The sequence below is a fragment of the Variovorax sp. R-27 genome (assembly GCF_049913215.1).
In the GTDB taxonomy this organism is placed as follows: domain Bacteria; phylum Pseudomonadota; class Gammaproteobacteria; order Burkholderiales; family Burkholderiaceae_C; genus Variovorax.
In genome coordinates this window covers 4445038-4471083 of record NZ_CP183984.1, presented here as the reverse complement: position 1 = coordinate 4471083, position 26046 = coordinate 4445038, and the positions used below count along the sequence as shown (strand labels likewise).

30 protein-coding genes are annotated in these 26046 nt (G+C 66.7%); 15 read left to right on the top strand and 15 right to left on the bottom strand.

Features of this window, described 5'->3' with window-relative positions:
* Positions 1 to 84: 84 nt before the first annotated feature.
* Positions 85 to 993, top strand: coding sequence for a LysR substrate-binding domain-containing protein (locus ACN9MV_RS21005; RefSeq protein ID WP_426389294.1), 909 nt, complete (start codon positions 85 to 87; stop codon positions 991 to 993).
* Here the strand turns inward: ACN9MV_RS21005 and ACN9MV_RS21000 are convergent.
* The 4 genes from ACN9MV_RS21000 to ACN9MV_RS20985 form a co-directional block, all read right to left on the bottom strand.
* Positions 990 to 2198, bottom strand: coding sequence for a beta-ketoacyl-[acyl-carrier-protein] synthase family protein (locus ACN9MV_RS21000; protein WP_426389293.1), 1209 nt, complete (start codon positions 2196 to 2198; stop codon positions 990 to 992). The genes ACN9MV_RS21005 and ACN9MV_RS21000 overlap by 4 nt on opposite strands.
* On the bottom strand, positions 2195 to 2437 hold the full coding sequence (locus tag ACN9MV_RS20995; RefSeq protein WP_093050999.1) for an acyl carrier protein: 243 nt from the start codon (positions 2435 to 2437) through the stop codon (positions 2195 to 2197). Before ACN9MV_RS20995 ends, ACN9MV_RS21000 begins: the two co-directional genes overlap by 4 nt.
* 145 nt (positions 2438 to 2582) lie before the next feature.
* Complete coding sequence (locus ACN9MV_RS20990) at positions 2583 to 3269, bottom strand: phosphatase PAP2 family protein (protein WP_426389292.1); 687 nt, start codon at positions 3267 to 3269, stop codon at positions 2583 to 2585.
* A 62-nt stretch (positions 3270 to 3331) separates the two neighbouring features.
* Entirely contained in the window at positions 3332 to 4213 is an 882-nt protein-coding gene (locus ACN9MV_RS20985; RefSeq protein ID WP_093050991.1) for an AraC family transcriptional regulator, read from the bottom strand.
* An 89-nt stretch (positions 4214 to 4302) separates the two neighbouring features.
* Here ACN9MV_RS20985 and ACN9MV_RS20980 point away from each other — a divergent pair, with 89 nt between their 5' ends.
* Together ACN9MV_RS20980 and ACN9MV_RS20975 are read left to right on the top strand one after the other, a co-directional pair.
* Positions 4303 to 5565: an MFS transporter gene (locus ACN9MV_RS20980; protein WP_093050988.1), complete on the top strand. Its 1263-nt coding sequence runs from the start codon at positions 4303 to 4305 to the stop codon at positions 5563 to 5565.
* Between the two features lie 42 nt (positions 5566 to 5607).
* Positions 5608 to 6357, top strand: coding sequence for a sulfite exporter TauE/SafE family protein (locus tag ACN9MV_RS20975; protein ID WP_093077633.1), 750 nt, complete (start codon positions 5608 to 5610; stop codon positions 6355 to 6357).
* 571 nt (positions 6358 to 6928) lie between these two features.
* Here the strand turns inward: ACN9MV_RS20975 and ACN9MV_RS20970 are convergent.
* The gene (locus ACN9MV_RS20970; protein ID WP_179830522.1) at positions 6929 to 7846 is read right to left on the bottom strand and encodes an AEC family transporter; all 918 of its coding nucleotides are present in this window, start codon (positions 7844 to 7846) and stop codon (positions 6929 to 6931) included.
* Between the two features lie 107 nt (positions 7847 to 7953).
* On the opposite strand from ACN9MV_RS20970, the gene ACN9MV_RS20965 reads away from it, so the two are divergent.
* The 6 genes from ACN9MV_RS20965 (at position 7954) to ACN9MV_RS20940 (ending at position 13327) form a co-directional block, all read left to right on the top strand.
* Positions 7954 to 8928 (top strand): tripartite tricarboxylate transporter substrate binding protein BugE, encoded by a 975-nt coding sequence (locus ACN9MV_RS20965; protein ID WP_093050982.1) that lies wholly within the window; start codon positions 7954 to 7956, stop codon positions 8926 to 8928.
* Positions 8929 to 8998: 70 nt separating this feature from the next.
* Entirely contained in the window at positions 8999 to 9907 is a 909-nt protein-coding gene (gene xerD / locus ACN9MV_RS20960) for a site-specific tyrosine recombinase XerD (RefSeq protein WP_093050979.1), read from the top strand.
* A 50-nt stretch (positions 9908 to 9957) separates the two neighbouring features.
* A complete protein-coding gene (locus tag ACN9MV_RS20955) occupies positions 9958 to 10950 on the top strand; it encodes a Bug family tripartite tricarboxylate transporter substrate binding protein (protein WP_093080024.1) in 993 nt (330 codons plus the stop codon).
* A gap of 55 nt (positions 10951 to 11005) precedes the next feature.
* Entirely contained in the window at positions 11006 to 11581 is a 576-nt protein-coding gene (locus ACN9MV_RS20950) for a TetR/AcrR family transcriptional regulator (protein ID WP_093050973.1), read from the top strand.
* Between the two features lie 94 nt (positions 11582 to 11675).
* Positions 11676 to 12809: a thiolase family protein gene (locus ACN9MV_RS20945; RefSeq protein WP_426389289.1), complete on the top strand. Its 1134-nt coding sequence runs from the start codon at positions 11676 to 11678 to the stop codon at positions 12807 to 12809.
* A 38-nt stretch (positions 12810 to 12847) separates the two neighbouring features.
* Entirely contained in the window at positions 12848 to 13327 is a 480-nt protein-coding gene (locus ACN9MV_RS20940) for a MaoC family dehydratase (RefSeq protein WP_426389287.1), read from the top strand.
* A 2-nt stretch (positions 13328 to 13329) separates the two neighbouring features.
* On the opposite strand, the gene ACN9MV_RS20935 is transcribed toward ACN9MV_RS20940, so the two are convergent.
* Together ACN9MV_RS20935 and ACN9MV_RS20930 are read right to left on the bottom strand one after the other, a co-directional pair.
* Positions 13330 to 14016, bottom strand: a complete 687-nt coding sequence (locus tag ACN9MV_RS20935; RefSeq protein ID WP_097198771.1) for a pentapeptide repeat-containing protein — start codon at positions 14014 to 14016, stop codon at positions 13330 to 13332.
* Positions 14013 to 14825: a ferritin-like domain-containing protein gene (locus ACN9MV_RS20930; RefSeq protein ID WP_093050961.1), complete on the bottom strand. Its 813-nt coding sequence runs from the start codon at positions 14823 to 14825 to the stop codon at positions 14013 to 14015. Before ACN9MV_RS20930 ends, ACN9MV_RS20935 begins: the two co-directional genes overlap by 4 nt.
* Before the next feature lie 41 nt (positions 14826 to 14866).
* Between ACN9MV_RS20930 and ACN9MV_RS20925 the strand changes: the two genes are divergently transcribed.
* On the top strand, positions 14867 to 15391 hold the full coding sequence (locus ACN9MV_RS20925) for a gamma carbonic anhydrase family protein (RefSeq protein WP_093050958.1): 525 nt from the start codon (positions 14867 to 14869) through the stop codon (positions 15389 to 15391).
* 37 nt (positions 15392 to 15428) lie between these two features.
* Positions 15429 to 16427 carry an Hsp33 family molecular chaperone HslO gene (locus ACN9MV_RS20920; RefSeq protein WP_093050955.1) on the top strand — a complete coding sequence of 333 codons (999 nt, stop codon included), beginning with the start codon at positions 15429 to 15431 and terminating at the stop codon, positions 16425 to 16427.
* A gap of 25 nt (positions 16428 to 16452) precedes the next feature.
* Here the strand turns inward: ACN9MV_RS20920 and ACN9MV_RS20915 are convergent, their stop codons facing one another.
* The 7 genes from ACN9MV_RS20915 to ACN9MV_RS20885 all read right to left on the bottom strand — a co-directional run bounded on the left by ACN9MV_RS20915 (position 16453) and on the right by ACN9MV_RS20885 (position 22484).
* Positions 16453 to 17427, bottom strand: a complete 975-nt coding sequence (locus ACN9MV_RS20915; RefSeq protein ID WP_426389285.1) for a hypothetical protein — start codon at positions 17425 to 17427, stop codon at positions 16453 to 16455.
* 30 nt (positions 17428 to 17457) lie between these two features.
* Positions 17458 to 18129, bottom strand: a complete 672-nt coding sequence (locus tag ACN9MV_RS20910; RefSeq protein WP_426389283.1) for an AAA family ATPase — start codon at positions 18127 to 18129, stop codon at positions 17458 to 17460.
* On the bottom strand, positions 18126 to 18719 hold the full coding sequence (gene pnuC, locus ACN9MV_RS20905) for a nicotinamide riboside transporter PnuC (RefSeq protein ID WP_371127352.1): 594 nt from the start codon (positions 18717 to 18719) through the stop codon (positions 18126 to 18128). Before pnuC ends, ACN9MV_RS20910 begins: the two co-directional genes overlap by 4 nt.
* A 165-nt stretch (positions 18720 to 18884) precedes the next feature.
* Positions 18885 to 19163 carry a cell division protein FtsB gene (gene ftsB, locus ACN9MV_RS20900; protein ID WP_093050946.1) on the bottom strand — a complete coding sequence of 93 codons (279 nt, stop codon included), beginning with the start codon at positions 19161 to 19163 and terminating at the stop codon, positions 18885 to 18887.
* 19 nt (positions 19164 to 19182) lie between these two features.
* Positions 19183 to 20466 (bottom strand): phosphopyruvate hydratase, encoded by a 1284-nt coding sequence (gene eno, locus ACN9MV_RS20895; protein WP_093050943.1) that lies wholly within the window; start codon positions 20464 to 20466, stop codon positions 19183 to 19185.
* 48 nt (positions 20467 to 20514) lie between these two features.
* On the bottom strand, positions 20515 to 20805 hold the full coding sequence (locus ACN9MV_RS20890; RefSeq protein WP_093050941.1) for a DUF1330 domain-containing protein: 291 nt from the start codon (positions 20803 to 20805) through the stop codon (positions 20515 to 20517).
* The gene (locus tag ACN9MV_RS20885) at positions 20802 to 22484 is read right to left on the bottom strand and encodes a CTP synthase (protein ID WP_093050939.1); all 1683 of its coding nucleotides are present in this window, start codon (positions 22482 to 22484) and stop codon (positions 20802 to 20804) included. Before ACN9MV_RS20885 ends, ACN9MV_RS20890 begins: the two co-directional genes overlap by 4 nt.
* Positions 22485 to 22606: 122 nt before the next feature.
* Between ACN9MV_RS20885 and coaBC the strand changes: the two genes are divergently transcribed.
* From coaBC to ACN9MV_RS20865, 4 genes are all read left to right on the top strand, one after another.
* Positions 22607 to 23830: a bifunctional phosphopantothenoylcysteine decarboxylase/phosphopantothenate--cysteine ligase CoaBC gene (gene coaBC / locus ACN9MV_RS20880; protein ID WP_093050936.1), complete on the top strand. Its 1224-nt coding sequence runs from the start codon at positions 22607 to 22609 to the stop codon at positions 23828 to 23830.
* On the top strand, positions 23830 to 24297 hold the full coding sequence (locus ACN9MV_RS20875) for a hypothetical protein (RefSeq protein ID WP_256328867.1): 468 nt from the start codon (positions 23830 to 23832) through the stop codon (positions 24295 to 24297). The genes coaBC and ACN9MV_RS20875 overlap by 1 nt, the downstream gene beginning before the upstream one ends.
* Positions 24298 to 24744: a dUTP diphosphatase gene (dut, locus tag ACN9MV_RS20870; protein ID WP_007835673.1), complete on the top strand. Its 447-nt coding sequence runs from the start codon at positions 24298 to 24300 to the stop codon at positions 24742 to 24744.
* A 184-nt stretch (positions 24745 to 24928) separates the two neighbouring features.
* Positions 24929 to 25429 (top strand): glycine zipper 2TM domain-containing protein, encoded by a 501-nt coding sequence (locus ACN9MV_RS20865; protein ID WP_093080054.1) that lies wholly within the window; start codon positions 24929 to 24931, stop codon positions 25427 to 25429.
* A 78-nt stretch (positions 25430 to 25507) separates the two neighbouring features.
* Here the strand turns inward: ACN9MV_RS20865 and ACN9MV_RS20860 are convergent, their stop codons facing one another.
* Positions 25508 to 26032 carry an FKBP-type peptidyl-prolyl cis-trans isomerase gene (locus tag ACN9MV_RS20860; protein ID WP_093050929.1) on the bottom strand — a complete coding sequence of 175 codons (525 nt, stop codon included), beginning with the start codon at positions 26030 to 26032 and terminating at the stop codon, positions 25508 to 25510.
* Positions 26033 to 26046: the final 14 nt, after the last annotated feature.

The following is a 26046-nucleotide window of genomic DNA, read 5'->3' as shown; positions in this document are numbered from 1 at the left end:
CGTCTTCAGCGATTCTTACGGCTGTGTTAGCCGTGCGCTCTGGTTTAATCTTCGGCGTCGTCAGTTTTTCTAACAATGCCCGCCATGCGCCGCCACATCCCCAGCACCCGAGCGCTGCTGATCTTCGACGCGGTGGCCCGCCACCATGGCGTGGGCAAGGCCGCGGAGGAGCTGTGCCTCACTCACAGCGCGGTGAGCCAGCAGCTGCGGCTGCTGGAGACGCAGATCGGCGTGCGGCTGGTGCTGCGCACGGCGCGCGGCACCGAGCTCACCGAAGCCGGGCGGCGCTACCACGGGCAGATTTCAGGCGACCTGCTGCGGTTGCAGAACCACACGCTCGAAGCCATGGCACAGCGCACCGACGGCCTGCGCCTGCTGGTAGGTGCGGTGCCGGTGCTGGCCGAGGGCTGGCTGACGCCGCGGCTGCCGGAATTCATCGCGCGACACCCGGGCTGCAGCCTGCATCTACAGGTGTTCCCGACGCACCTCTACATGGAAGACATGTCCTTCGACGTGGGCGTGCAGTACGACGATGCGGTGTGGCCCGGCGCGAATGCGCTGCCGTTGATGGGCGAGTCCTGCGTGGTGGTGTGCTCGCCACAGGCAAAGGGGCGAGCGGCCATGGCGCGGGGCGATTTCCGCGCAGCGTCGCTGCTGCAACTGCGCACGCGTGTGGGTGCCTGGGAAGAGTGGTTTGAGCAGACGGCACATGCGCAGCGGCCCGAAAACCTGGTGACGGGGCACCGCTTCGACCTGTTCTCGTCGCTGGTTGCAGCGGTGCGTGCCGACCTGGGCGTGGGGCTGGTGCCCGAGTACTTCGTCGAGCGCGAGTTGCGTTCGGGCGAACTGGTGCTGGCCTGCCCGCATCGGGCGCCGTCGAGCCGGGGCTACAGCGTGTTCGTGGCGCCGAGCCGTACGGACGATCCGTTGGTCAGCGCTTTCGTGGCATGGCTGTGCGCGGCGGCCGCACTGCCAGAAACTTTGCCTGCCTAGGCGCGGCGGAAGAGAAGCACCGAGTTCGTGCCGCCGAAGGCGAACGAGTTGCTGATGGCAGCTTCGAGCGACGGCGCCGCCGCGTCGTCTTGCGTCACCAGGTTCAGCCTGCAGTCTGCGTCGATCTCGCGGCAGTTGGCGTTGGGCGGCAGTTGCCGCTGGTGCAGCGCCAGCACGGTGATGAGCGCTTCGAGCGCGCCCGCCGCGCCCAGCAGGTGGCCATGCAGTGCCTTGGTCGAACTCACGCGCAGCGTGTCGAGCTCGTCGCCCCACACATCGGCCAGCGCATTGCGCTCGACCACGTCGCCGATGCGCGTGGCCGTGCCGTGGGCGTTGCAATAGCCCACGTCGCGCGGCTGCAGGCCGGCCTGGCGCAGGGCGGTGCGCAGCGCGCGGGCCTGGCCCGGTGCGTCGGGCTTGGTGAGGTGGGTGGCGTCGCTGCTCAGCCCCCAGCCGGCCAGCGTGGCATAGCTGCGGGCGCCGCGTGCGCGTGCCCGCTCGGCGGATTCGAGGATCAGGAAGGCCGCGCCTTCGCCGAGCGCAAAGCCGCTGCGGTCGGTTGCGAAGGGCCGCACCGCGCCGGCCGCTTCGCCGGGCTGGAGGGTAGCCAGCGTCTGCATGGCCTGCCAAGCCACGACCACGCCCGGCACGATCAGCGCTTCGCTGCCGCCGGCGATGGCGATGTCGACCTCGCCGCGCTGCACGGCCTTGGCCGCTTCGGCAATCGCGGCCGAAGAAGAAGCGCAGGCGACCGAGTAGGTGAGCACCGGGCCCTGAACACCCTGGCGCATTGCCACATGGGCGGCCGGCGCGTTGGGCATGAAGGCGGGAATGGTGAGCGGCGACACGCGGCCATTGCCGCGGTAGGCCGCTTCGAGCGCTGCGGCGCCACCCATGCCGCAGCCGGCAAAGACGCCCACGCGCTCCGGGTCGGCGTCGGCAACGGCCAGGCCCGCGTCGCGCATCGCCATGTCGGCGGCGGCCACGGCCAGCTGGCTCACGCGGTCGACGCCCGCCAGCTGCAGCTTGGTGAACCAGCGGGTTTCATCGAAGGCCACGGTGGCCGCGGCGGCCGGCTTGGGCAGATCCGCAAAGATGGGCTGGATGGCCGATCGGCCCTGCAGCAGGGCCTGGAACAGCGCGTCGGGCTCGCCGCCGTGCGGCGCCATGACGCCCAGTCCGGTGACTGCGACCTCGTGGTTCACGCGACTTTCGCGGCTCGTACCTTGTCGACCAGCAGCGCGAGTTCGGCCAGGGTGTCGATGCTCGCGTCCTCGTCGGGCATGGTGATGCCGAAGTGGTCTTCGATGGCGAACAGAAACTCGGCGAGAGCCAGCGAATCGAGTCCGCCGGTTTCCCGCATCGAGGCGTGGGGGTCGAGCTTCGACGGTTCGATGCCGTACTTCTCGTGGATCAGGTCCTGCAATTCCTTCAGCGAACTCATCGTGCAATGCCTGTCGTCATGTGCCGTTGATCGATTGCCACCGTGTGGTGGTTGCCATTGAATCGATCCCTTCCTCGTCGGCCAGTGGTGAGTGTGGTCAGTGATTACAGATGATATCCGCTTCGACCCGAGGGGCATCCCCTCGCTAACGCGCCCCCGGGCGCCAGCGCAACGAGGGTAGTGCGAAGGCCATACCCAGCAGCGCGCCGGCCGCCACGTCCAGCACCACGTGCTGCTTGACCGCCAGCGTCGAATAGGCGATGGCGACGAACCAGGCCCAGTTCAGCACGCGCCACAGGGCCGGCGTGCGCGCCTCGCGCAGCACGTGTTCGACGCGGATGGCGGTGAAGATGGCCACGGCCACGTGCATCGAGGGGCAGGCGTTGCCCGCCGCGTCCACGCCCTGCAGCATCGCGAAACCGGGGTAGCCGGTGCCGTCGATGGCCATAGGGGGTATCTGGGTCGGCCAGAAGTAGAAGAGGCTCAGGCCGGTGATGCACAGCCCGCCGATCCACAGCCCGTAGACCACCAGCTCGCGGAACGTGAGCTGCAGCCCCGGCGCGATGCCCACGTACACCCAGAGCGAGAGGTATGCGCCCAGCGTGTAGGGCTGGAACGGAATCAGGTGGTCCAGCGGCGTCAGCGGCATCACCGCCACCGGAAAGGCCGGGTTGCGCAGCAGGTGGAAGTAGCCGATGAAGAACAGCCAAGTGAAGACGGTGGTGCCGACCGCTTTCAGCAGGAAATGGCGGCGCACGCGCAACCAGATCTCGGCGGTCCACGTCGGGGGCCGGGCGTCGGGCGCCATGTGCAGGGGGATCGGTGAGTGCATGGTGTTGTCGGTCGCCGATCTTGCCAGAGCACCATGAAGCCCCCCCGCGATGCCCCGCTATATCAGGGGGTGGTGGGCCGCTTGCGGTGCTGGAACGAAGTGGGTGAGCGGCCCGTGGCGGCCTTGAACATCGCGCAGAACGCGCTGTCGGTGGCATAGCCGCTGGCGGCCGCCACCTGGCTCACGGCCATGCCGCGCGCCAGCAGCGGCAGCGCATGTGCCATCACGGCTTGCTGGCGCCACTGCTGCCAGCTCATGCCGAGCTGGTCGCGGAACAGGCGCGCCACCGTGCGCTCGCTGGCGCCGATGGTGGCGGCGCGCTCGGCCAGCGTGGCGCGGTCGGCCGGGTTGCGCAGCAGCGCCTCGCACAGTTGGCGCAGGCGCTTGTCGGTGGGTAGCGGCACATCGATGCGGATCTGCGTGGCGCGCTCCACCTCGTCGACCAGCAGCGGCGCGATCATGCGTTCGCGCTGCGGCGCGTGCGGATCGGTCGGCGGCAGGCCATCGGGCGTGGTGTCGAGCGCCAGCATCAGCGCGCGCAGCAGCGGGCTGATTTCCAGCACTTCGCACTTTTCCCAGGTAGGCGCGATCCAGGCGTGCAGGTAGACGGTGCGCAGTTCGGCGTCTTCGATCAGCGTGATGCTGTGCGGCATGTTGGCCGGCACCCAGAGCGCGCGCGAGGGCGGCACGATGTAGCTGCCGTCCTGCGTGCTCAGGCGGATCACGCCGCGTGTGGAAAAAGTGAGCTGCGGCCACGGGTGCTCGTGCAGTTCGACCAGCGTGTCCGCGCTCAGGAAGTGCTCCTTGGCGCGCAGCGGACGCACCGCGTCGGGGGCGTAGAGGTGCGGCGTGAGAGAGGCAACGCTGGTGATCGGGGCGGGGAGCGCGCCGCGCGGCCTGGCGGGCGCGGCGCTCCTGGAGGTGGGTGAGGCGGCGCTTGGCATGGTTTCGACAAATGTTGTCGCTGTATCGCCATTCTGCCGCGTCCCCGGCGCATAGCATCGATGCCTGCCCCGTTTTTTTGTAGCAATCCATGTCTTCCACTTCGTCCGCGAGCGCTGGTTCTCCTCCTCACAACAACACCTTGCGCACCGACGCCAAGCTGATCGGGCTGGTCGGCCTGGCCCATGCGGTCAGCCATTTCAGCCAGCTCATCCTGGCGCCGCTGTTCCCGTGGCTGAAGGACGCGTTCAACGTGAGCTATGTGGAGCTGGGCGCGGTGCTCACGGTGTTCTTCGTGGTCTCGTGCATCGTGCAGGCGGCCTCGGGCTTCATCGTCGACAAGCTGGGCCCGCGGCCGGTGCTGTTCGTCGGGCTCGGGGCACTGGGGCTGGCGGCTTTCGGCTACGCCGCGGCGCAGAGCTACTGGATGCTGCTGTTGTGCGCGGTGGTCGGCGGCATCGGCAACGGCGTGTTCCATCCGGTGGACTACACGCTGTTCAACCGCAAGGTCGCGCCGACGCGGCTGGGCCATGCCTACAGCGTGCACGGCATCACCGGCAGCCTGGGCTGGGCGCTGGCGCCGGCCTTCGTGGTGCCGATCGCCATCGCTTTCTCGTGGCGCGTGGCGCTGGCTTCGGCGGGCGTGGTGGCTCTCGTGGTGCTGCTTGTGCTGTGGGCGTATCGCAGCGTGCTGTCGCTCGACGCGGCCGCCGTGCACAAGGCCACGGGGCAGGGCGAGCCCGCGCCGGTTGGCGGCGAATTCGACTTCCTGCGCATTCCGGCCGTATGGATGTGCTTCGGTTTCTTCTTCTTCTATGCCGCGGTGATCAGCGTGGTGCAGACCTTCGCGCCGGTGGCCGCGGGACACCTGCATGCGGTGCCGGTGGCGCTGGTGGCGGTGTGCCTCACGGTCTACATGGTGGCGAGCGCCGCGGGGATGGTGGTGGGTGGCTTCCTGGCCTCTGATCCGACGCGCTGCGAGCGCATCGTGGGCGCGGGCTTCGGCATTGCGGCCGCGCTGGCGCTGGTGCTGGCGTTCGCGAGTTTTCCGCCGGTCGTGGTGCCGGTGCTGTTCGGGGCCATGGGTTTCGTCTCGGGTGTCGCAGGGCCGTCGCGCGACCTGCTGGTGAAGAAGTCGACGCCGCCCAATGCGACCGGGCGCGTCTACGGCGTGGTGTATGCCGGGCTCGACATCGGACAGGCCCTGGCGCCGCTGGTGTTCGGGCGGCTGATGGACCATGGGCAGTACACGAGCGTGATCGTGGGGCTGGCGCTGGTGCAGGGTGTGCTGATCGCCAGTGCGTTCAACGTGCGCCGCGTGCGGCGCACGGCGCTGGTGCCTGCCTCGGCCTGAGTCCCTTCTTTTGATCGAAGTGCGGTCGATATCATCGGCCGCATGCAAGCCTTGTATGTCTATGTGATCGCCGGTGCTGTGCTGGCGGGTTTCGTGCAGGGCCTGTCGGGCTTTGCGTTCGGGCTGGTAGCCATGTCAGTCTGGGCGTGGACACTGGAGCCGCAACTCGCGGCGGTGCTTGCTCTCTTTGGCGCGTTGACGGGGCAGGTGATCGCGGCGGTCACGGTGCGGCGGTCTTTCGACAAGAGCGTTCTCTGGCCCTTTGTGCTCGGTGGGCTGGTCGGGGTGCCGTTCGGTGTCTGGCTGCTGCCGCACCTCGATCTTGTCGTCTTCAAGCTGTGTCTTGGCGTGCTGCTGGTGCTGTGGTGTCCGGCGATGCTGATGTCGCAGCATCTGCCGAAGGTTTCGTTCGGTGGGCGTTGGGCTGATGGCGTGGTGGGTGCCATGGGTGGTGCGATGGCGGGCATCGGCGGGTTCTCGGGGACCCTTCCCACGTTGTGGTGCACGTTGCGCGGCTTTCAGCGCGATACGCAGCGGGCTGTGATCCAGAACTTCAATCTGTCGATGTTGATGGTGGCGTTTGCCATTCATGTTTTCAGCGGGAGCATCGGGCGTTCTGTGGTGCCGCTGCTGGGGCTCGTTGCGCTGGCTGTTGCTGTGCCTGTGTTGCTGGGGGCTCGGCTTTATATCGGGATCAGTGAGGTGGCGTTTCGGAAGCTGGTGTTGGGGTTGTTGACTGCTTCTGGGGTGGCTTTGTTGGCATCGGCTTTGCCTGCTTTGTTGCGGCGCTGAGGGGTTGTGTTCCGGGGCCGGGACTCGCCCCGGCGGGCGACCTACTTTTCTTTGCTTCGCCAAAGAAAAGTAGGCAAAAGAAAGGCGACCCCACTGTCTGCGACCCCTTCGCTTTGCGAAGGGGCGACCTGCGGTGCTCGCGTTTCGCGGGGTCTCGCCCAAACTCGCTTCGCTCAGACAAGGGCGAGCCCTGATCCGCGAAACGCTGCGCTCCTCGGCGCAGCCAGAGGGGAGAGGAGACGGAACGGGCCTTTGCTTCGCTCGGCTTGGTATCGGCTGTTCAGAGGCCGAGCGCAGCGATGGCCTGTTGGGCTCCCCAATCCCTTCTGGCTGCGCCGAGGAGCGCAGACGTAGGAGGGATCAGGGCCGCAGCTGTCTGAGCGGAACGAAGTGCAGCGAGTTCTGCGGACCCCCTCCGGAGTCGAGCACCGCAGGTTGCCCGTAGCGAAGCGAAGGGACGCAGACAGTAGGGTCGCCTTTTCTTTGCTTACTTTCTTTTGGCGAAGCAAAAGAAAGTGAGTCGGCCGCCGGGCCGAGACCCGGCCCCGGAACGCACTAAACCAGCAAGGCTTCACCGAGGCAGCGCCAAGGCAAACGGCAAACTGAAAACCCCCAGCAAGGTAGACAACGTCACCAACCCCGCCACATAAGGCCCGTTGTACCCCATCCGAGCAGCCAGCACATAAGCACTGGAAGCCGTAGGCACAGCAGAAAAAGCCATCAACACGGCAGCATGCGTCGCATCCAGCCGCAACCAAAGCGCCAACCCCCATGCGACCAGCGGCAAGAACAGATGCCGTATCGCCAGTACCGAAACAGCCAGCACCTTCCCCGCCCCCAGCGTGGAGAACTTCATCCCAGCCCCCGCAGCCAGCAACCCCAACGCCAGCGACGCAGCCCCGATACGCGTCAACGTAGGCGTCGCCCAGGCAGGCACAGCCAAGCCCAGCACATTCGCCAGCAGCCCTGCCACCGTCGCGACGATCAGCGGGTTGCGCACCAGCTGCCGCACGAACCCGGTCTGCGCATGTCGCGTCATCGGCCACACGGCCGCGATGTTGAAGATGGGCACGCACACACCGATCAGCACCGCGATCAGCAGCAGGCCCTCGGCCCCGGCCAGCCGCTCCGCCAACGCCAGGCAAATGAACGAGTTGAAGCGGAACGCGACCTGCGCACTGGCCGCGTGGTCGCGTCGGTCGATGTGCGTGCGCAGGCCCGGAACGAAGGGCAGGGCATAGGCCATTGCGATGCCGCAGGCACCGACGCCGACGCCCGCCGTGAGCAGGCTCGACGTCGCACCGAAGTCGAGCGGGCTGCGCACGATCGAATGGAACAGCAGTACGGGAAAAAGAAAGTAGTAAACGAGGCTCTCGACCTGATCCCACACGCGGCGGTCGAGCGCGGTGTAGCGGCACAGTAGCCAGCCGATGGCGATGAGGGAGAAGTCGGGGAAAAGCAGCTGAGCGTAATTCACCGCTTCGAGGATAAACCCGCTTGACCATGGGTAATCCACAGCATGGAGAGCGCTCCTGAACCGCTAGCATCCGGGCTTCGTTTTTCGACATCATTCATTCAAATACCAAGGAGTTTTCGATGCAACGTCGTCAATGGAGCGCGCTGGTGGGAGGCGCCGCACTGGTCGCCATCGCGGGTCAGAGCTTTGCGCAGGGGTACCCCAACAAGCCCGTCGAGTTGAGCGTGCCCTTTGCACCGGGCGGCACGACGGACATCGTGGCGCGCGTGATCTCCGATCCGCTGGGCAAGGTGCTGGGCCAGCCCGTGGTGGTGATCAACCGCGCCGGCGGCGGCGGCATCGTGGGCGCGGCCGAAACGGCACGCGCCACGCCCGACGGCTACAAGCTCGGCATTGCCACCGTGTCGAGCACGGCGGCCAACCCGGCCATCAACCCGAAGACGCCGTACGACCCGATCAACGACTTCACGCCGATCATCAACATCGCGGCCACGCCGAACATCATTGCGGTCAACCCGAGCTTCCCGGCCAAGAACTACGCCGAGTTCGTGGCCGAGCTGAAGAAGAACCCCGGCAAGTATTCGTACGCTTCGTCGGGCACGGGCGGCATCGGCCACCTGCTGATGGAGCTCTACAAGAGCCTGACCAACACCTTCGTCACGCACATCCCCTACCGCGGCGCGGGCCCGGCGCTGAACGACGTGGTGGCCGGCCAGGTGCCGATCATGTTCGACAACATTCCCTCGGCCATGCCCTTCATCACCAGCGGCCGGCTGATCCCCATCGTGGTGTCGGCGCCGCAGCGCCTGGCCGCGCTGCCCAATGTGCCGACCTTCAAGGAAGTGGGCCTGGAGCCGGTGAACCGCATGGCCTACTACGGCATCCTCGGCCCCAAGGGCCTGCCGAAGGAAGTGGTCGAAAAGATCAGCGCTGGCGTGAAGAAGGCCGTGGAAGAACCGGCGGTGCGCAAGCGCATCGAGGACACGGGCTCGCTGATCGTGGCCAACTCGCCCGAGCAGTTCGCCGCGCAGATCAAGGCCGAGTACGAGGTCTACAAGCAGGTCGTGAAGAAGCAGAACCTGAAGCTCGACTGATAACTCTTCTTCGCACGAAAGAAAGCCGCCCGCATGCCGGGCGGCTTTTTCTTTTGTTATCTTGCAAGGCATGACCGAGGCAGCCACGCAGACACCCGACATCGACGACTTCATCGACGCCCTCTGGCTCGAAGACGGGCTGTCGAAGAACACGCTGGCCGCCTACCGCCGCGACCTCGCGCTGTTCGCGCAGTGGCTGCACGCGCAGCGCAGCGGCGCCGGGCTCGATGCCGCGAAGGAGTCCGACCTGCAGGCCTACATGGGCGCGCGCCTGTCCACCAAGGGCAAGGCCACTTCGGCCAACCGCCGCCTCACCGTGTTCAAGCGCTACTACCGCTGGGCGCTGCGCGAGCGCCGTGTCGTGGCCGACCCGAGCATCCGGCTCGCGCCCGCGCGGCAGATGCCGCGCGCCATCAAGACGCTGTCGGAAAAGCAGGTCGACGACTTGCTGGCCGCGCCCGACGTCGAGTCGCCGCTCGGCCTGCGCGACCGCGCGATGCTGGAGCTGATGTATGCGAGCGGCCTGCGCGTGAGCGAGCTGGTGGCGCTCAAGGCCATCGACATGAGCCTGAACGACGGTGTGCTGCGCGTGCTGGGCAAGGGCAACAAGGAGCGGCTCGTGCCCTTCGGCGGCGAAGCGCGGCGCTGGATCGAGCGCTACCTGGAGGAGTCGCGCCCCGCCATCCTCGATGGGCAGCAGACGCCCGACCTGTTCGTGACCGCGCGCGGTGCGGGCATGACGCGCGTGATGTTCTGGATCATCGTGAAGAAGCACGCCACCGCGGCCGGCATCCACGTGCCGCTGTCGCCGCACACGCTGCGCCATGCCTTCGCCACGCACCTGCTGAACCACGGGGTCGATCTGCGCGCGGTGCAGCTGCTGCTGGGGCATGCCGACATCTCGACGACGACGATCTACACGCACGTGGCGCGCGAGCGCCTGAAGCAGCTGCATGCGCAGCACCATCCGCGTGGATGAAGGCGGACAATGAGAAGCGACGCAACCCTCGCAGACGAACGACAGACACCATGAATTTCCTTGCTTCCTCGAAGCCCTCGCACCGCATGGCGACCCGCCTTCTTGCTGCCGCCGCGCTGTGCGCCGCTTCCGGCGCGCACGCGCAGGCCGTGCCCAAGACGGTTCGGCTCATCGTTGCCTACCCGGCGGGCGGCGTCAGCGACGTGGTCGCGCGTGCACTGGGCGACCGGCTCGCTGCGCAGATGGGCATCACGGTGATCGTGGACAACCGCGCCGGCGCGAGCGGTGCCATCGGCATGGACGCCGTCGCCAAGGCCGCGCCCGACGGCGCAACGCTGGGCTTCTCGGCCATCAGCCCGCTGGTGCTGAGCCCGCACTTGGGCAAGCTGCCCTTCGACCCGCTGAAAGACGTGGCACCGGTGGCGAGCGTGATGTATTCGCCGGTGCTGCTGATTGCCACGCCGGCCAGCAAGGCGAAGGATTTCCGCGCGCTGATCGATGACGCCAAGGCGCATCCGGGTGCGGTGCGCTGGGCCACGTCGGGGCCGGCCTCGCTCGGGCACATCGTGCTGGAGCAGCTGCGTGCGGCGGCGGGCGTCGACATCACGCACGTGCCCTACAAGGGCGGCGGCCAGCAGCTCAACGATGCGATCGGCGGGCAGTTCGAGATCCTGTCGACCAACGCGAGCCCGACGCTGTCGTCGCACATCCAGTCGGGCAAGCTGCGCCCGCTGGCGGTGGGCGCGCCCGCGCGTCTCGAGAGCCTGCCGCAGGTGCCCACGCTGGGCGAGCTGGGCTACAAGGCGGCCAACATCAATTCACTGTTCGGCGTGTTCGCGCCCGCAGCTACGCCGAGCGCTCTGGTTGCGAAGTACAACGCCGAGATCAACAAGGCGCTGGCCAGCCCCGAGCTGCGCGCCAAGCTCACGGCCACCGACAACGTGCCGACCGGTGGCAATGCGGCCGCGTTTGCGAAAGAGATCGCCAGCGAGTTCGAAAGCAACGGCCGCATCGTGAAGGCCGCGGGCATCAAGGCCGACTGACGCCTGAATGACACCTCGGCTTGTGGTTTGATTTCCCCTACCTTATAGTAGGTAGATGACCAGCGCCACAGCCCTTGCCACCGGCAGCACCCGCGAGCAGATCCTCGCGGTGGCGCGCGGGTTCATCGAAACGCGCTCCTACTTGGGCTTCAGCTTCCAGGACGTGGCCGACGCGGTCGGCGTGCGCAAGGCCAGCCTGTATCACCACTTCCCGACCAAGGAGGCGCTGGGCGTCGCGGTGATTCGCGCGGCCACGCAGGGCTTCAAGGACTGGGACGCCGCCCGGGCGCGCGAGCCGAAGGACGCGCTCGAATCGTATTTCCGCATGTACCGCAACACGCTGAGGGCTGGCTCTGGCATGTGTCCCGCCGGGGCGCTGGCGCCCGGCTGGGGCGTCATCAACGACGAATTGCGCCAGGCCGTGCAGGAGTTGCGCAACACGCAGGTGACGTGGCTCACCGGTGTGCTGGGCGCGCTGATGCCGGCGCGGAAGAAGGGCACGTCAGTCGCTTCGCTGGCCGCCTATGTGTTTTCGGTCTGCCAGGGCGCGCTGCTGTCGGCGCGCATGACAGGGCGCGTGGACGACTTCGACGAAGCCGTCGCGCAACTCAGGAGTTCACTGCCCGGCTGACCGCCAGGCCTGATGCAGGCACGTTTCGGCGTGCCTATTTTTTGACCTCGTAGCCTACCGATTGGATGGTAGACAAACCTGTTGGAGCACACCCATGAAAGCCGTCATTTCCGCCTACGCTCGTTCCCCCTTCCACTTCTCGAAGAAAGGCGCGCTTGCCGAAGTACGGCCCGACACGCTCGCCGCCGGCGTGGTGCGCGGCCTGCTGCAGCGCACCGACCTCGACCCTGCGCTGCTCGAAGACGTCATCCTCGGCTGCGCGTACCCCGAAGCCTCGCAGGGTAACAACCTCGCGCGCATCGTCGGGTTGCTGGCCGGCCTGCCGCACGAGGTGGGCGGCATGACGGTGAACCGCTTCTGCGGCTCGTCGATGCAGGCCGTGCACATCGCCGCCGCGCAGATCGAGGCGGGCATGGGCGACGCCTTCCTGTGCGTCGGCGTGGAGTCGATGACGATGGTGCCGCAGGGCGGCTTCAACTTCTCGCCGAACCCCGAGCTGAAGGAGAACACCGACGCCTACATCTCGATGGGCGAGACGGCCGAGAACGTGGCGCAGCGCTGGAACGTGAGCCGCGCCGACCAGGAGGCCTTTGCGGTCGAGTCGCACCGCAAGGCGGCCGAGGCGCGCGCGCAGGGGCGCCTGGCAGGCGAGATCGTGCCCGTGCGCCTGACATCGGGCGACATCGTCGATGCCGACGGCTGCATCCGGCCCACGACTTCGGCCGAGGCACTGGCGAACCTCAAGCCCGCATTTCGCCCCGATGGCGTCGTGACGGCCGGCACCTCGTCGCCGCTGACCGACGGCGCGGCCGTGGTGCTCGTCACCAGCGATGCCTTCGCTGCCAAGCACGGCCTGCAGGCGCTGGCGCGCATCAGGTCGTTCGCGACCGTGGGCGTCGACCCGGCCATCATGGGCATCGGCCCGATTCCCGCGACCCGCAAGGCGCTGGCGCGCGCCGGCCTGAGCGCGGCCGACCTTGATGTGATCGAGATCAACGAGGCCTTCTCCTCGCAAGCGCTGGCTTGCATCCGCGACCTCGGGCTCGACCCGGCGAAGATCAACCTCGACGGCGGTGGGCTTTCGATCGGCCATCCGCTGGGCGCGACGGGTGCGCGTATCACCGGCAAGGCTGCATCGCTGTTGGCGCGCGAGAAGGGCCGCTATGCGCTGGCCACGCAATGCATCGGGGGCGGGCAGGGCATTGCGACGATTCTCGAGCGGGTCTGAGCGTCCGAGAATGCGGGCAGAAACCACAAGGAGACCCGATGACGGCAAGCACTGAAGCCGGCGCGAAGCGCAAGCTGTACCTGGAAGACTTGGCGGTAGGCGACCGCTTCCAGAGCGGCGAGCACGTGCTGGACATGGCGCAGATCAAGGCCTTCGCGCAGCAGTTCGACCCGCAGCCTTTCCACACCGACGAAGAGGCCGCCAAAGCCACCTTCTTTGGCGGCCTCGCCGCGAGCGGCTGGCACACGGCCGCCCTCACGATGAAGCTGCTGGTCGACAGCGGCATCCCCCTGGCCGATGGCATCATCGGTTCGGGCGGCGAGCTCCAATGGCCCAGGCCGACGCGCCCCGGCGACGTGCTGCACGTGGTGAGCGAGGTGGTCGAGATCACGCCCTCGCGCTCCAAGCCTGGCCGCGCGATGGTGACGATGCGTTGCCAGACGCTCAACCAGCGCGGCGAAGTGCTTCAGGCCTTCACGCCGAAGCTGGTGGTGCACAGCAGGCCAGCATCGGCCTGAGTTCAGACCACGCGCAGGCCTAGTTCCTCGACCAGCGAGGCGGCCTGCCGGTGTGAGATGGTGGCGCCCTTGAACTGGGCCGCGTTCGCGAGCCGCAGCCCGCCGAGATCGACCTCGCGCAAGTCCGCGCCTTCGAAGCGCGCGAGCTTCAGGTGCGCGTTGCGCAGGCTGCCACCCTCGAACACGGCCTCGCGGAAATCGCAGCCCGACAGGTCGGCCTCGGAGAAGTCGAGTTGTTCGAGCTTCTGCTTGCGGAACGACATGCCCCGCAGGTGCGCGTCCACCAGCAGCGAATCCTTGAAGCCGATGCCTAGTGCCGAGACTTCGCCGAAGTGCGCACCCGTGAGCTTCACGCCGGTGAAGAACGCCGAAGCCAGCTTGGCGCGCGTCCACTGCGTGTTGTTCAGGTCGCAGTCCTGGAAGCGCGCGTTCGTCAGGTCTGCAAGGCCGAAGTCGGCCTGGCGTGCCCTGCATCCGGCCCAGCGCGTCTCCGACAGCAGCGCGCGGTCGAACGAGGTTTCGGCGAAGTTGCAGAGCGTGAACTGCGCTCCGCGCAAGTCGAGTCGCGACAGGTCGGCTTCATCGAAATTGCAGCGCTCGAAATGCAGCGGTTCGGCGCCCTTGCGGTCTTGCAGGCAGGCCAGCAGGTCGGGGCGCGACCAGGTCTGGTCGGAAATCACGTTGCTCATTCGGGGCGCGAGTCGGTCAGCGCACGCAATTCTTCGGGGCTGAAGCCCGCCCGGCTGCGTGCCTCGAGGTTGAAAGGCGGCTTGTGGCGCGGTGCGTCATAGCGCGCCACAAGCGCGGGGTAGGTCGCCTCCGCATCGAGGCCCGCGCCATCGCACAGCCAGCGGTACCAGTGGTTGCCGATGGCCACGTGGCCCACTTCGTCGCGCAGGATGATGTCGAGAATCTCCACCGCGCGCAGCGCATCGGGCGTGTTCACGCGCTTGAGCTTGCCCTGGATGAGCGGCGTGGCGTCAAGCCCGCGCGCCTCCAGCGTGCGCGGCACCAGCGCCATGCGGGCGAGCACGTCGTCCTTCGTTTTCTCGCACATGTTCCACAGGCCGTCGTGGCCGGGGAAGTCGCCGTAGCGCCAGCCCATGTCCTGCAGGTGCGTGTGCAGCAGGGTGAAGTGCAGAGCTTCTTCGTCGGCCACGCGCAGCCAGTCGCGGTAGTAGGCCTCGGGCATGCCGTCGTAGCGCCACACGGCGTCGAGCGCGAGGTTGATCGCGTTGAACTCGATGTGGCAGATCGAATGGATGAGCGCGGCACGGCCTTCGGTGGTGAAGGGCGAGCGCTTTTGCACGGCAGTGGCGGCCACGCGCAGCGGTCGTTCGGGGCGGCCCGGCACGCCAACATCGTCGCCGGCGGTGCGGATCGGGTCGGTTGCTATGGAATCGGTAGCGCCGGACAAAGATATGGCGCGCGTTGCAGCCACCTTTTCGTCGGGGTCTGTCAGGCGTAGCGCGGCTAGCGCGCTCAAACGGGGGTGCATCCCTACAATTCTAGTTTTTGACCTTCCATGGACTGAAAGCAATGGCGCTCTACGAACTCGACGGCGTGGCCCCCCAGATGGGCGAAGGAGCATGGGTGGCCGACAGCGCGGAGGTCATGGGCAACGTCAAGCTGGCGGACAACGCCAACGTGTGGTTCGGCGCCGTGCTGCGCGGCGACACCGAGCTGCTGACCGTCGGGCGCAACAGCAACATCCAGGACCTGTCGGTGTTGCACGCCGACATCGGCTGCCCGCTGACCGTTGGCGACAACGTGACCATCGGCCACCAGGTGATGCTGCATGGCTGCACCATCGGCGACAACACGCTGATCGGCATCCAGGCCGTGGTCTTGAATAACGCGAGGATCGGCCGCAATTCGATCGTTGGCGCCGGCAGCGTCGTGACCGAGGGCAAGGAGTTTCCGGACAACTCGCTCATCATGGGCTCGCCGGCCAAGGTGGTGCGCACCCTCGACGACGCGGCGGCCGCCAAGCTGCGACAGGGCGCCGAGCACTATGTGTTGAACGCCCGTCGCTTCGCGAAGGGCCTGAAAAAGATCGCCTGACCGTCACGGTCGCAGGCACACAAAGAAAGAAGACGTTTTGAGCGAGCTGCACAAATTCCTGTTCGATGGCCTGCCGGTGCGCGGCATGATCGTGCGCCTGACAGATGCGTGGCAGGAGATCCTTGCGCGGCGCGCCTCCAACACCGCCACCGGCGCCTATCCGCCGCCCGTGGCCGAATTGCTCGGCGAGATGACGGCTGCGGCCACGCTGATGCAGGCCAACATCAAGTTCAACGGCGCGCTGATCCTGCAGATATTCGGCGACGGTCCCGTGAAGGTCGCAGTGGCCGAGGCCAAGCCCGACCTGAGCCTGCGCGCCACCGCCAAGGTGATCGGCGATCTGCCGGCCGATGCGCGCCTGCCCGACATGGTCAACGTGAACAACAAGGGTCGCTGTGCCATCACGCTCGACCCCAAGGACAAGCTGCCGGGCGCCACCCCCTACCAGGGCGTGGTGCCGCTCTTCGGCGACGAGGGCGAGAAGCTCGGCAAGCTCAGCGACGTGCTGCAGCACTACATGCTGCAGAGCGAGCAGCTCGACACCACGCTGGTGCTCGCGGCCGATGACAAGGTGGCTGCTGGCCTGCTGATCCAGCGCCTGCCTGTGAAGGGCGAGGGCAACCTCGAAGGCACCTCCGACAAGGATCACGACCAGGCCAACGAAGACCAGATCGGCCGCAACGAGGACTACAACCGCATCTCGATCCTCGCGTCGAGCCTGACGCGCGACGAGCTGCTGACGCTCGACATCGAAACCATCCTGCGCCGCCTGTTCTGGGAAGAAAAGCTGCTGCGCTTCGAGCCGCAGGCCGGCCTGCTGGGCCCGCACTTCGCATGCACCTGCGGCCGCGAGCGCGTGGCGCAGATGATTCGCGGGCTGGGCGTGGAGGAGGCCGAGAGCATCCTCGCCGAGCGCGGCGACATCGAGGTGGGCTGCGACTTCTGCGGCAAGCAGTACCGCTTCGACGCGGTCGATGCGGCGCAGCTGTTCAAGCCGCTGGGCGACCAGATTCCGGGTAGCCCGGTCGTTCAGTAATCCTGGGTGCCCGGGCTGGGCAGGCTCAGCGCGCGCCGTCGCCGAATTCGCTGAAAGCTATGTCGGGCGCGCTCGTGTTGTGCTTCGACGGCAGGCTGCGGCCGAAGCGCACTTGCGTGGCCTGCAGCGTCTTCATCTCGGGCAACGGCAGCACCTGCAGCGCCGCTTGAGGCGATGCCTGCCAGCGCACTTCGCTCACGTCGGCGTTGTCGGGCGTGACGTACATCGAGCGCAGCACAGCGAAGGGCTGTGCGCTCGCGGTGGGCTTCGACAGCGTCACGTCGAGCGCGGTGCGCGCGCGGCTGATTTCGTCCACGCGCACCGCGGCGCTGCCGCCGTCGGTGAAGCGCACGTTAATGGCCAGCGGCCGCGGCACGATGCGGATCGACGCGATGTTCACCACCGGCCGCGCGGCCGCCTCGACCGGGCCGAGCAGGAACGACGAGCCGTACACGCCATCGCCGAAGCGGGCTTCGGGCAGCGGCTTGATGCGCCAGTAGCCGTCGGACGGGTAGAGCACGATCGCTTCGAGCGCCTTGCCGTTCTCCTTCTTGAACACCTGCAGCAGGTGAAAGCCGCTGTCCTTGCGCTTGCCCACCTGCACAGGCACGCGCTGCGGCCGCCAGAAGGTCGGCAGCGTCATGCCGACGATGCGCCACTGGGCGTTGTCCATCAGCACCACGGTGCGCTTGCGGAAGCGGTGTGCCGGGTCGGTCGGGTGCGCGCCGCCGTCGAAATTGCAGCCCGAGAAGTCGGGCTTGGTGACGTCGTTGCCGATCTTGTCGAGATAGTCAGGCTGCAGTGCCTCGATGCGCATGTGGCGGATGCCGTCGCCGCGCAGGGTCAGCGAGACGTTGTCTTCCTCGGCGCAGGCGGTGGTGGTGGTGCCGTTCTCGACGGTGGCGGCAACGGGGGCTGCGGTGGCCTGGCCAGTGGCCAGCAGCAGGGCGGCCAGGGTGCAGGGAAGAAGCGTGACGCGCGCGGCAGTCGAAAGGGGCATCGGGTCTCCGGTAAGAAGTGAGGCGCGCCGCTACTCGCGGCGCGCGATCAGGTCGCTGAAGAGCTTATGTTCGCATTCCGGGTCGGAGCATTTCTCGCAAGGCCACGACCACGAGGCGGGCTTCGCGTCGGACTGGACGCGCGTACGCGGACGGCCTTCGCTGCCCGCGATGGAATTGATGGCGTTCCAGGCATTGGCAAGCCGTTCGCCGCCCGTGCCGTGCACCACGGCATACGAGAGCTTCGCGCCCGTGAGCGCGGCGCGCACCAGCGTGTCGGTCGGCTGGCGAGCATGCGGGCCATCGCGCATGTCGTCGGCCACCCAGGGCAGGTCGAGCGCGGTGAGCAGCGTGATGGCATAGCGCCGTTGCGCGGCCAGGGCGCTTTCGTAGAGCTTGGTGTCGGCGAACAGCTGCTCGCTGTAGACCGCAGTCATGAGTGCGGTGGTGTCGGCCACCACCACGCCGGTGGCGGCCGCGGCGTCGATACGGCGGGTCTGCTCGTCGGCGATGGCCTGCTGCTCGTCGGGGCGTGGCGTGCGGCCTTCGCGCTCGCACCACTCCCGCAGGTACTCGCCCACCAGCGTGGCCGGCGTGCCGCGGTCCTGCAGGCGCTGCGCGATGGCACGGGCCAGCTCGGTCTTGCCGGTGCTCTCGGCGCCCACGAGTGCGATGACGCAGCCGGTCGGCAGCACTGGCGTCATGCACGCACCGCCTGCGCGGGCATGCGCTGCCGCCACGCGATGTAGCCCGCCACGCTGAGCACGGCGAATACCGCGTACAGGCCTACGGTGAGCCACAGCCCCTTGTGGATGAACAGGCCCACGCTCACGACATTCACGGCCAGCCAGATCAGCCAGTTCTCGATGAACTTGCGCCCGAGCAGGAACTGCCCGACCAGGCTCAGGCCGGTGGCGAAACCATCCCACCAGGGCACGTCGGTGTCGGTGAAGCGGCGCAGGAAGAGGGCGACGGCCGGCCACGCCAGTGCGCAGGCAGCAAGCGTGAGCGCGATGCCGCGCGGCGAGAGCCGGGTGACATGCAAGGCGCTGCCGTCGGCGCGATGGCCACGCAGCCATTGCGACCAGCCCCATAGCGCGACGAAAGCGAAGAAGACCTGGAGCGAGGCGTCGCCGTAGATGCGCGCCTTGGCGAATACCGCCACGTAGAGCAGTGAACTGACGATGGCCAGCGGCCATCCCCAGTGAATCTCGCGCATGTTGCAGCCGACCATGGCGAGCGCCAGGAGCGAGGCCACGAGCTCGAGCCAGCTGACAGGAGAGCCCCAGAGCAGAAATGCAGGGGCCGAGAGAAGCTCGAGGATCAGGTTCTCCCCCGGAGGGCACCGTCGCAGTCTGTGCGTGGGACACCGCGGAACCGGCTTTGCCGGGCCGCTGGTGTCGCCCCCTGGAAGGGGGTTGGCGAAGCGACACGAAGTGCGCGAAGACTGGGGGTCATCCTAATGTGCGATCTGTACGAACACTTCGTTCGGCTTCACCATGCCGAGTTCCGCGCGTGCACGCTCCTCGACCATTTCTAGGCCGTCCTTGAGGTCGTTGACCTCGGAGGTCAGGCGCTCGTTGGTCAGCGCAGCCTTGGCGTTGGCTTCCTTCTGGTCGGCCAGCTTGGTGCGCAATTGCGTCACGTCGCGCACGCTGCCGCGCCCGTTCCACAGCTGCCACTGCAGGATGGCCAACAGGAGCAGCAGGACGATCGGTGGAACGAGGCGGGCGCGCATGCCGCGTGGCGTCCGGGCGTTACTTCAGGTTGTAGAACGCGCCGCGGCCGGGGTAGACGGCGATGTCGCCGAGGTCTTCTTCGATGCGCAGCAGCTGGTTGTACTTGGCGATGCGGTCCGAACGCGACAGCGAGCCGGTCTTGATCTGGCCGGCGTTGGTGCCCACGGCGATGTCGGCGATGGTGCTGTCTTCGGTTTCGCCCGAGCGGTGCGAAATGACGGCCGTGTAGCCCGCGCGCTTGGCCATCTCGATGGCGGCGAAGGTTTCGGTCAGCGTGCCGATCTGGTTGATCTTGATCAGGATCGAGTTGGCGATGCCCTTTTCGATGCCTTCCTGCAGGATCTTGGTGTTGGTGACGAACAGGTCGTCACCCACCAGCTGCACGCGCTTGCCCAGGCGTTCGGTCAGGTGCTTCCAGCCGTCCCAGTCGCCTTCGTGCATGCCGTCTTCGATGCTGATGATCGGGTACTTGTCGACCCAGGTCGCGAGCATGTCGGTCCAGCTCTCGGCCGTGAGCGAGAGGTTTTCGCCCGACAGCACGTACTTGCCGTCCTTGTAGAACTCGCTGGCCGCGCAATCGAGGCCCAGGGCGATCTGCTCGCCGGCGGTGTAGCCGGCCTTGTCGATGGCTTCGAGGATCAGCTGGATGGCCGCTTCGTGGCTCTCGACGCTGGGGGCGAAGCCGCCTTCGTCGCCAACCGCCGTGCTGATGCCGCGGTCGCCCAGGATCTTCTTCAGTGCATGGAACACTTCGGCGCCATAGCGCACGGCCTCGCGGAAGCTCTTGGCGCCCACGGGGATGATCATGAATTCCTGCAGGTCGAGGCTGTTGTTGGCGTGCGCGCCGCCGTTGATGACGTTCATCATCGGCACCGGCATCTGCATGCCGCCCATGCCGCCGAAGTAGCGGTACAGCGGCAGGCCCGACTCTTCGGCTGCTGCGCGGGCCACGGCCATCGACACGGCGAGGGTGGCGTTGGCGCCCAGGCGGCCCTTGTTGTCGGTGCCGTCAAGGTCGATCATCGTGCGATCGAGGAAGGCCTGTTCGCTGGCGTCGAGGCCGAGCACGGCTTCCGAGATCTCGGTGTTGATGTTCTCCACGGCCTTGAGCACGCCCTTGCCGAGATAGCGGCTCTTGTCGCCGTCGCGCAGCTCGATGGCTTCGCGCGAACCGGTCGATGCGCCCGAAGGCACGGCTGCGCGGCCCATGGTGCCCGATTCGAGCAGCACGTCGCATTCGACGGTGGGGTTGCCTCGGCTGTCGAGAATTTCGCGGCCGACGATGTCAACGATTGCACTCATCTTTTGTCTTTCTCTTTCTGGTCTCTTTGGCGGATGAACAAATTGGGATCAGAGGCCTTCGACGGCGATCATGTTCATGATTGCCGCGCCGGCACGCGCTTCGCGTGCCTTGAGGTACTCGGGTGTCTCGTAGAAGGCCTTGGCCTTCTCGAAGCTGGCGAACTTGAGGATGACGATGCGCGTGGGCTTCCAGTCGCCTTCGAGCGGTTGAATCTGGCCGCCCCGCACGCACACTTCGGCGCCGTGCGCCTGCATGGCGACAGTCGACCACTTCTTGTATTCCTCGTACTGCGTCGGGTTGGTCACCTCGACGTGGGCGATGACGTAGCCGCTGCTCATGCGACCGCCTTCAGTGTCTTGTTGGTGCTGCCGGCGCCCTTGTCCTTGTGCTCGAGCGCAGCCTTGATGAAGGCGTTGAACAGCGGGTGGCCGCCCCACGGGGTCGACTTGAACTCGGGGTGGAACTGCACGCCGATGAACCACGGATGCACGTCCTGCGGCAGCTCGACGATCTCGGTCAGGTGCTCGCGCTGCGTGAGCGCGGAGATCACGAGGCCGGCGTTGCGCAGCTCGTCGAGGTAGTTCACGTTGGCTTCGTAGCGGTGGCGGTGGCGCTCCGTGACCACGTCGCCGTAGATGCTGTGCGCCAGCGTGCCGGGAGCCACGTCGGAGCTTTGCGCGCCCAGGCGCATCGTGCCGCCGAGGTCGGACTTCTCGTCGCGCGTCTTCACAGTGCCGTCGCGGTCCTTCCACTCGGTGATCAACGCGATCACGGGGGTAGGCGTCTCGGGGTCGAACTCGGTGCTGTTGGCGTTCTTCAGGCCGGCCACGTGGCGGGCGTATTCGATGGTGGCAACCTGCATGCCCAGGCAGATGCCGAGGTAGGGCACCTTGCCTTCGCGGGCGAAGCGGGCAGCCGAGATCTTGCCCTCGACGCCGCGCTGGCCGAAGCCGCCGGGCACCAGGATGGCGTCGTACTTGGCCAGGCGCGACACGTCTTGTGCCGAGATGGTTTCGGAGTCGATGTAGTCGATCTTCACGCGGGCATGGTTCTTCATGCCGGCGTGGCGCAGTGCTTCGTTCAGCGACTTGTAGCTGTCCGACAGGTCGACGTACTTGCCGACCATGGCAATCGACACTTCCTTTTGCGGATGCTCGACTTCGTACACCAGGTCGTCCCAGCGCTGCAGCTTGGCGGGCGGGGTGTTGATGCGCAGCTTGTCGCAGATCAGGCCGTCCAAGCCTTGCTCGTGCAGCATGCGGGGCACCTTGTAGATGGTGTCCACGTCCCACATCGAGATGACGCCCCATTCGGGCACGTTCGAGAACAGCGATATCTTGGCGCGCTCGTCGTCGGGAATCGGGCGGTCGGCGCGGCACAGCAGGGCGTCGGCCTGGATGCCGATGGCGCGCAGTTCCTTGGCGGTGTGCTGCGTGGGCTTGGTCTTGAGTTCGCCGGCGGCGGCGATCCAGGGCACGTAGCTCAGGTGCACGAAGGCCGAGTTGTTCGGGCCCATGCGCAGACTCATCTGGCGCACGGCTTCGAGGAAGGGCAGCGACTCGATGTCGCCCACGGTGCCGCCGATTTCGACGATGGCCACGTCCACCTCGTGCGCCGTGCCGATGCCGGCGCCGCGCTTGATGTATTCCTGGATTTCGTTGGTGATGTGCGGAATCACCTGCACCGTCTTGCCGAGGTAGTCGCCGCGGCGCTCTTTTTCGAGCACGGTCTTGTAGATCTGGCCAGTCGTGAAGTTGTTGGCCTTGCGCATCCGCGTGTTGATGAAGCGCTCGTAGTGGCCGAGGTCGAGGTCGGTCTCGGCGCCGTCATCGGTGACGAACACTTCACCATGCTGGAAGGGCGACATCGTGCCGGGGTCGACATTGATGTACGGATCGAGCTTGATGAGGGTGACTTGGAGGCCGCGCGATTCGAGGATCGCGGCGAGCGAGGCGGAGGCGATTCCCTTGCCAAGGGAAGAAACGACACCACCGGTGACGAAGACAAATTTGGTCATGCCAGTTCCGGACCATAGATCCGGGCAGTGGGAAATTGCGATTATAGGTGTGCCCTTCGCGACACCTTTCGCCAAGGGCTTGTTGCCGCTTGTTCGATGGCATGTGAGCAACAATACGCCCCATGCAAGATCTCGCCGGCAAACACATCGTCCTGGGCCTCACAGGGGGCATCGCCTGCTACAAGTCGGCCGAGCTGTGCCGCCTGTTCGTCAAGGCGGGCGCGACCGTCCAGGTCGTGATGACCGAGGCGGCCGAGCAGTTCATCACGCCGGTGACCATGCAGGCACTCTCGGGGCGCACGGTCTACACCTCGCAGTGGGACACCCGCGAGCCCAACAACATGCCGCACATCAACCTGAGCCGCGAGGCCGATGCGATCGTGCTGGCGCCCTGCAGCGCAGACTTCATCGCGCGGCTGGTGCAGGGCCGCTCCGACGACCTTCTGAGCCTGATGTGCCTGGCCCGCCCCATGGACCGCGTCCCTCTGCTGATCGCGCCAGCCATGAACCGCGAGATGTGGGTCCATCCCGCCACGCAGCGCAACCTGATGCAGGTGTCGGCCGATGGCGCGACCGTGCTGGGCGTGGGCAACGGCTGGCAGGCCTGCGGCGAAACCGGCGACGGCCGCATGCTGGAGCCGGCGCAATTGCTCGAGGACATCACCGCCTTCTTCAGCCCCAAGCTGCTGGCGGGGCAGAAGGTGCTGGTCACGGCCGGCCCGACCTTCGAGGCGCTGGACCCGATCCGCGGCATCACCAACCATTCGTCCGGCAAGATGGGCTTTGCCATTGCCCGTGCGGCCCGCGAGGCGGGCGCCGAGGTCACGCTGGTGGCCGGCCCGGTGCACTTGCCGACCCCGCGCGGCGTGACGCGCGTCGACGTGCTGTCGGCGCAAGACATGCTCGAAGCGACCACCCGCGCTGCGCAGTCTGCTAGCATTTTTGTAGCTACGGCCGCCGTCGCCGACTGGCGGCCCGCAACGCACAGCGACCAGAAGATCAAGAAGGACGGCAGTGGCAAGACACCGGTGCTGAATTTCGTGGAGAACGCCGACATCCTCCTCACGGTCGCCAAGAGCGAGCGGGCCCAGTCGAAGAAGCTCTTCTGCGTTGGCTTCGCAGCCGAGAGCGAGAACCTCGCCGAGCACGCCAAGGCCAAGCGCGAGCGCAAGGGCATTCCGCTGCTGGTCGGCAACATCGGCCCACTGACCTTCGGGCAGGACGACAACGCGCTGCTGCTGGTGGACGCCAATGGCGTGCGCGAACTCCCTCGCGCGCCCAAGCTCACGCTGGCGCGCGAACTGATGACCGAAATTGCAGCCCGGCTTACCGACTGGAGGGTCTGATGAACCTGAATCCCCAATGGAACACGCCGCCGAACGGCGACTTCGCTCGCTATGTCGAGCGGCTGTCGGCGCAGGCCGCGTTGCCGAAGAGGGCAGCGCAGCCCGGCGAGCCCGGGCTCGATGTCGGTATCACGACGGCACCCGGGCAGCAGGGCGGCCCCGTGACTGCCGCCATGCAGCAACGCAACGAGGCAGCGTCGAACGGCGAAGTGCCGAAGTCACAGCCCGGGTCGTTCGACCCCCTGACCCTCAAGGTGCTGGGCGTCGGCGGCGCACTGGCGTTCCTCGTGCTGTGGGCGGCCGGCGTGCCGTTCGGCGTGCTGGTCCTGCTGGCGGGCCTGGCCGTCTGGTTCGGCAAGAAATTGAAGGGCGTGAAGCTCACCCCCGGCGTCGCCAAATGGCAGCAGGTGCTCGAGGAAGCCGCCCGCAAGCAAAAAGAACAGCAACAGAAGCAAGGCAGCAAGTAAGTGAAAGTCGACGTTCGTATCCTCGATCCGCGCATGGTGGATCAATTGCCCGCGTATGCCACTCCCGGAAGCGCCGGCCTCGATCTGCGGGCCTGCCTCGATGCCCCCATCACGCTGGAGCCCAATGGCTGGCAGCTCGTGGGCACCGGCATTGCCATCCACCTTGCCGACCCGGCCTATGCGGCGCTGATCCTTCCGCGCTCCGGGCTGGGCCACAAGCACGGCATCGTGCTGGGCAACCTCGTCGGCCTGATCGACAGCGACTACCAGGGCGAGCTGAAGATCAGCGCCTGGAACCGCAGCGACACGCCTTTCGTGCTGCAGCCGATGGAACGGCTCGCGCAACTGGTGATCGTGCCGGTGGTGCAGGCGCAGTTTCGGGTGGTCACAGACTTTGCACCTTCGCAACGGGGCGAGGGCGGCTACGGCTCCACGGGCAAGCACTGAGCCGATCTGGGAGGGAAGTTGGGTTTCCGAGCGGTAAAGAGCGGAACCGGCAAAGGCCGGCCGGCCTCGAAGGTATCAGTGTGTGTTCTGACGTCATCGCAGCGGGCGCTGCGGCGTTAGTCAGGCAGACACAAGCCGATGCATGCATTCTTCATGCATCGTTCTATTCGAGGAGCCTCCCAACATGAAGATCTCAATGCGCTTTGTTTCCGTCACCGCTTCCGTGCTGGCCGTGGCCACGCTTACGGCATGCGTGGCACCGGCGCCGGTCTACCAGACCTCGCGCTATCCGTACCAGGCGCCTCCGCAGGCCATTCAGTACCGCGAAGCTTCCTATGTCGAGTACGGCCATGTGGCCAACATCGAGGTGCTGCGCAGCGAAACCGCTGGCACCGGCACCACGGGCGGCGGCGCTGTCGCCGGCGGCGTCATCGGCGGGGTGGTGGGCAACCAGTTCGGGCGCGGCAATGGCCGTGCCGCAGCCACCGCGCTGGGCATCGTGGGCGGCGCCTTGCTGGGCAACACCATCGAGGCCCAGCAGAACGGCCCGCGCGCCTATGAAACCTATCGCGTGTCGGTGCAGACCGACCGCGGCGGCTTCCGCGCCTTCGACGTGCAGAGCCCGGGTGACCTGCGCATCGGCGACCGCGTGCGCATCGACAACGGTCAGATCTCGCGCATGTAAGTCGCTTCGTCCTTCGGGGCGTGAAAAAGCCGGGCGCCGCCCGGCTTTTTTTGTGGGCGCTCGCTGGCGGCCCTTTGGTCAGTGCAGCGTCTGGTTGCTTGGCGCCATCGGCGACACCTTGAAGAAGCCCGTGCCTGCCGAGCCGCGGCCGACTTCCTCTTCGGTGGCCTCGCGCACCGAACGCACCGTGATGTCGAGCCGGATCGCGATGCCGGCCAGCGGATGGTTGCCGTCGAGCACCAGGTGATCGGGATAGATCTCGGCCACGGTGTAGATCGCGTCTTTTGGAATGTTGCTGTTCACGCCCTTGGGCAGGGCGGAGCCGTCGAAGGTCATGCCTTCTTCCGTGCCTTCAGGGAAGAGCGAGCGGGGTTCCAGAAAGAGCAACTGGTCGTTGAAGTCACCGAAGCCCTGTTCGGGTTCAATTTGCAGCTGCACCCGGGCGCCGGGCTCATGGCCTTGCAGGGCCGCTTCGATCACGTCGAAGAGATCGTCGCCGCCGACCATGAATTCCACCGGCTCGTCGAGCACATCCAGCACGTCGCCGAGCGTGTCTTTCATGGTCCAGGTCAAGCCGACCACGCATTGTTCAGAGATTTCCATTGCAGAATTCTCCC

Excerpts from the sequence above, each read along its gene's own strand:
- ACN9MV_RS21005 (WP_426389294.1), top strand. The coding sequence starts at position 85 with ATGCGCCGCCACATCCCCAGCACCCGAGCGCTGCTGATCTTCGACGCG.
- ACN9MV_RS20995 (WP_093050999.1), bottom strand. The coding sequence starts at position 2,437 with ATGAGTTCGCTGAAGGAATTGCAGGACCTGATCCACGAGAAGTACGGC.
- ACN9MV_RS20990 (WP_426389292.1), bottom strand. The coding sequence starts at position 3,269 with ATGCACTCACCGATCCCCCTGCACATGGCGCCCGACGCCCGGCCCCCG.
- ACN9MV_RS20985 (WP_093050991.1), bottom strand. The coding sequence starts at position 4,213 with ATGCCAAGCGCCGCCTCACCCACCTCCAGGAGCGCCGCGCCCGCCAGG.
- ACN9MV_RS20980 (WP_093050988.1), top strand. The coding sequence starts at position 4,303 with ATGTCTTCCACTTCGTCCGCGAGCGCTGGTTCTCCTCCTCACAACAAC.
- ACN9MV_RS20975 (WP_093077633.1), top strand. The coding sequence starts at position 5,608 with ATGCAAGCCTTGTATGTCTATGTGATCGCCGGTGCTGTGCTGGCGGGT.
- ACN9MV_RS20965 (WP_093050982.1), top strand. The coding sequence starts at position 7,954 with ATGCAACGTCGTCAATGGAGCGCGCTGGTGGGAGGCGCCGCACTGGTC.
- xerD (WP_093050979.1), top strand. The coding sequence starts at position 8,999 with ATGACCGAGGCAGCCACGCAGACACCCGACATCGACGACTTCATCGAC.
- ACN9MV_RS20955 (WP_093080024.1), top strand. The coding sequence starts at position 9,958 with ATGAATTTCCTTGCTTCCTCGAAGCCCTCGCACCGCATGGCGACCCGC.
- ACN9MV_RS20950 (WP_093050973.1), top strand. The coding sequence starts at position 11,006 with ATGACCAGCGCCACAGCCCTTGCCACCGGCAGCACCCGCGAGCAGATC.
- ACN9MV_RS20945 (WP_426389289.1), top strand. The coding sequence starts at position 11,676 with ATGAAAGCCGTCATTTCCGCCTACGCTCGTTCCCCCTTCCACTTCTCG.
- ACN9MV_RS20940 (WP_426389287.1), top strand. The coding sequence starts at position 12,848 with ATGACGGCAAGCACTGAAGCCGGCGCGAAGCGCAAGCTGTACCTGGAA.
- ACN9MV_RS20935 (WP_097198771.1), bottom strand. The coding sequence starts at position 14,016 with ATGAGCAACGTGATTTCCGACCAGACCTGGTCGCGCCCCGACCTGCTG.
- ACN9MV_RS20930 (WP_093050961.1), bottom strand. The coding sequence starts at position 14,825 with ATGCACCCCCGTTTGAGCGCGCTAGCCGCGCTACGCCTGACAGACCCC.
- ACN9MV_RS20925 (WP_093050958.1), top strand. The coding sequence starts at position 14,867 with ATGGCGCTCTACGAACTCGACGGCGTGGCCCCCCAGATGGGCGAAGGA.
- ACN9MV_RS20915 (WP_426389285.1), bottom strand. The coding sequence starts at position 17,427 with ATGCCCCTTTCGACTGCCGCGCGCGTCACGCTTCTTCCCTGCACCCTG.
- ACN9MV_RS20910 (WP_426389283.1), bottom strand. The coding sequence starts at position 18,129 with ATGACGCCAGTGCTGCCGACCGGCTGCGTCATCGCACTCGTGGGCGCC.
- ftsB (WP_093050946.1), bottom strand. The coding sequence starts at position 19,163 with ATGCGCGCCCGCCTCGTTCCACCGATCGTCCTGCTGCTCCTGTTGGCC.
- eno (WP_093050943.1), bottom strand. The coding sequence starts at position 20,466 with ATGAGTGCAATCGTTGACATCGTCGGCCGCGAAATTCTCGACAGCCGA.
- ACN9MV_RS20890 (WP_093050941.1), bottom strand. The coding sequence starts at position 20,805 with ATGAGCAGCGGCTACGTCATCGCCCACGTCGAGGTGACCAACCCGACG.
- ACN9MV_RS20885 (WP_093050939.1), bottom strand. The coding sequence starts at position 22,484 with ATGACCAAATTTGTCTTCGTCACCGGTGGTGTCGTTTCTTCCCTTGGC.
- coaBC (WP_093050936.1), top strand. The coding sequence starts at position 22,607 with ATGCAAGATCTCGCCGGCAAACACATCGTCCTGGGCCTCACAGGGGGC.
- ACN9MV_RS20875 (WP_256328867.1), top strand. The coding sequence starts at position 23,830 with ATGAACCTGAATCCCCAATGGAACACGCCGCCGAACGGCGACTTCGCT.
- ACN9MV_RS20865 (WP_093080054.1), top strand. The coding sequence starts at position 24,929 with ATGAAGATCTCAATGCGCTTTGTTTCCGTCACCGCTTCCGTGCTGGCC.
- ACN9MV_RS20860 (WP_093050929.1), bottom strand. The coding sequence starts at position 26,032 with ATGGAAATCTCTGAACAATGCGTGGTCGGCTTGACCTGGACCATGAAA.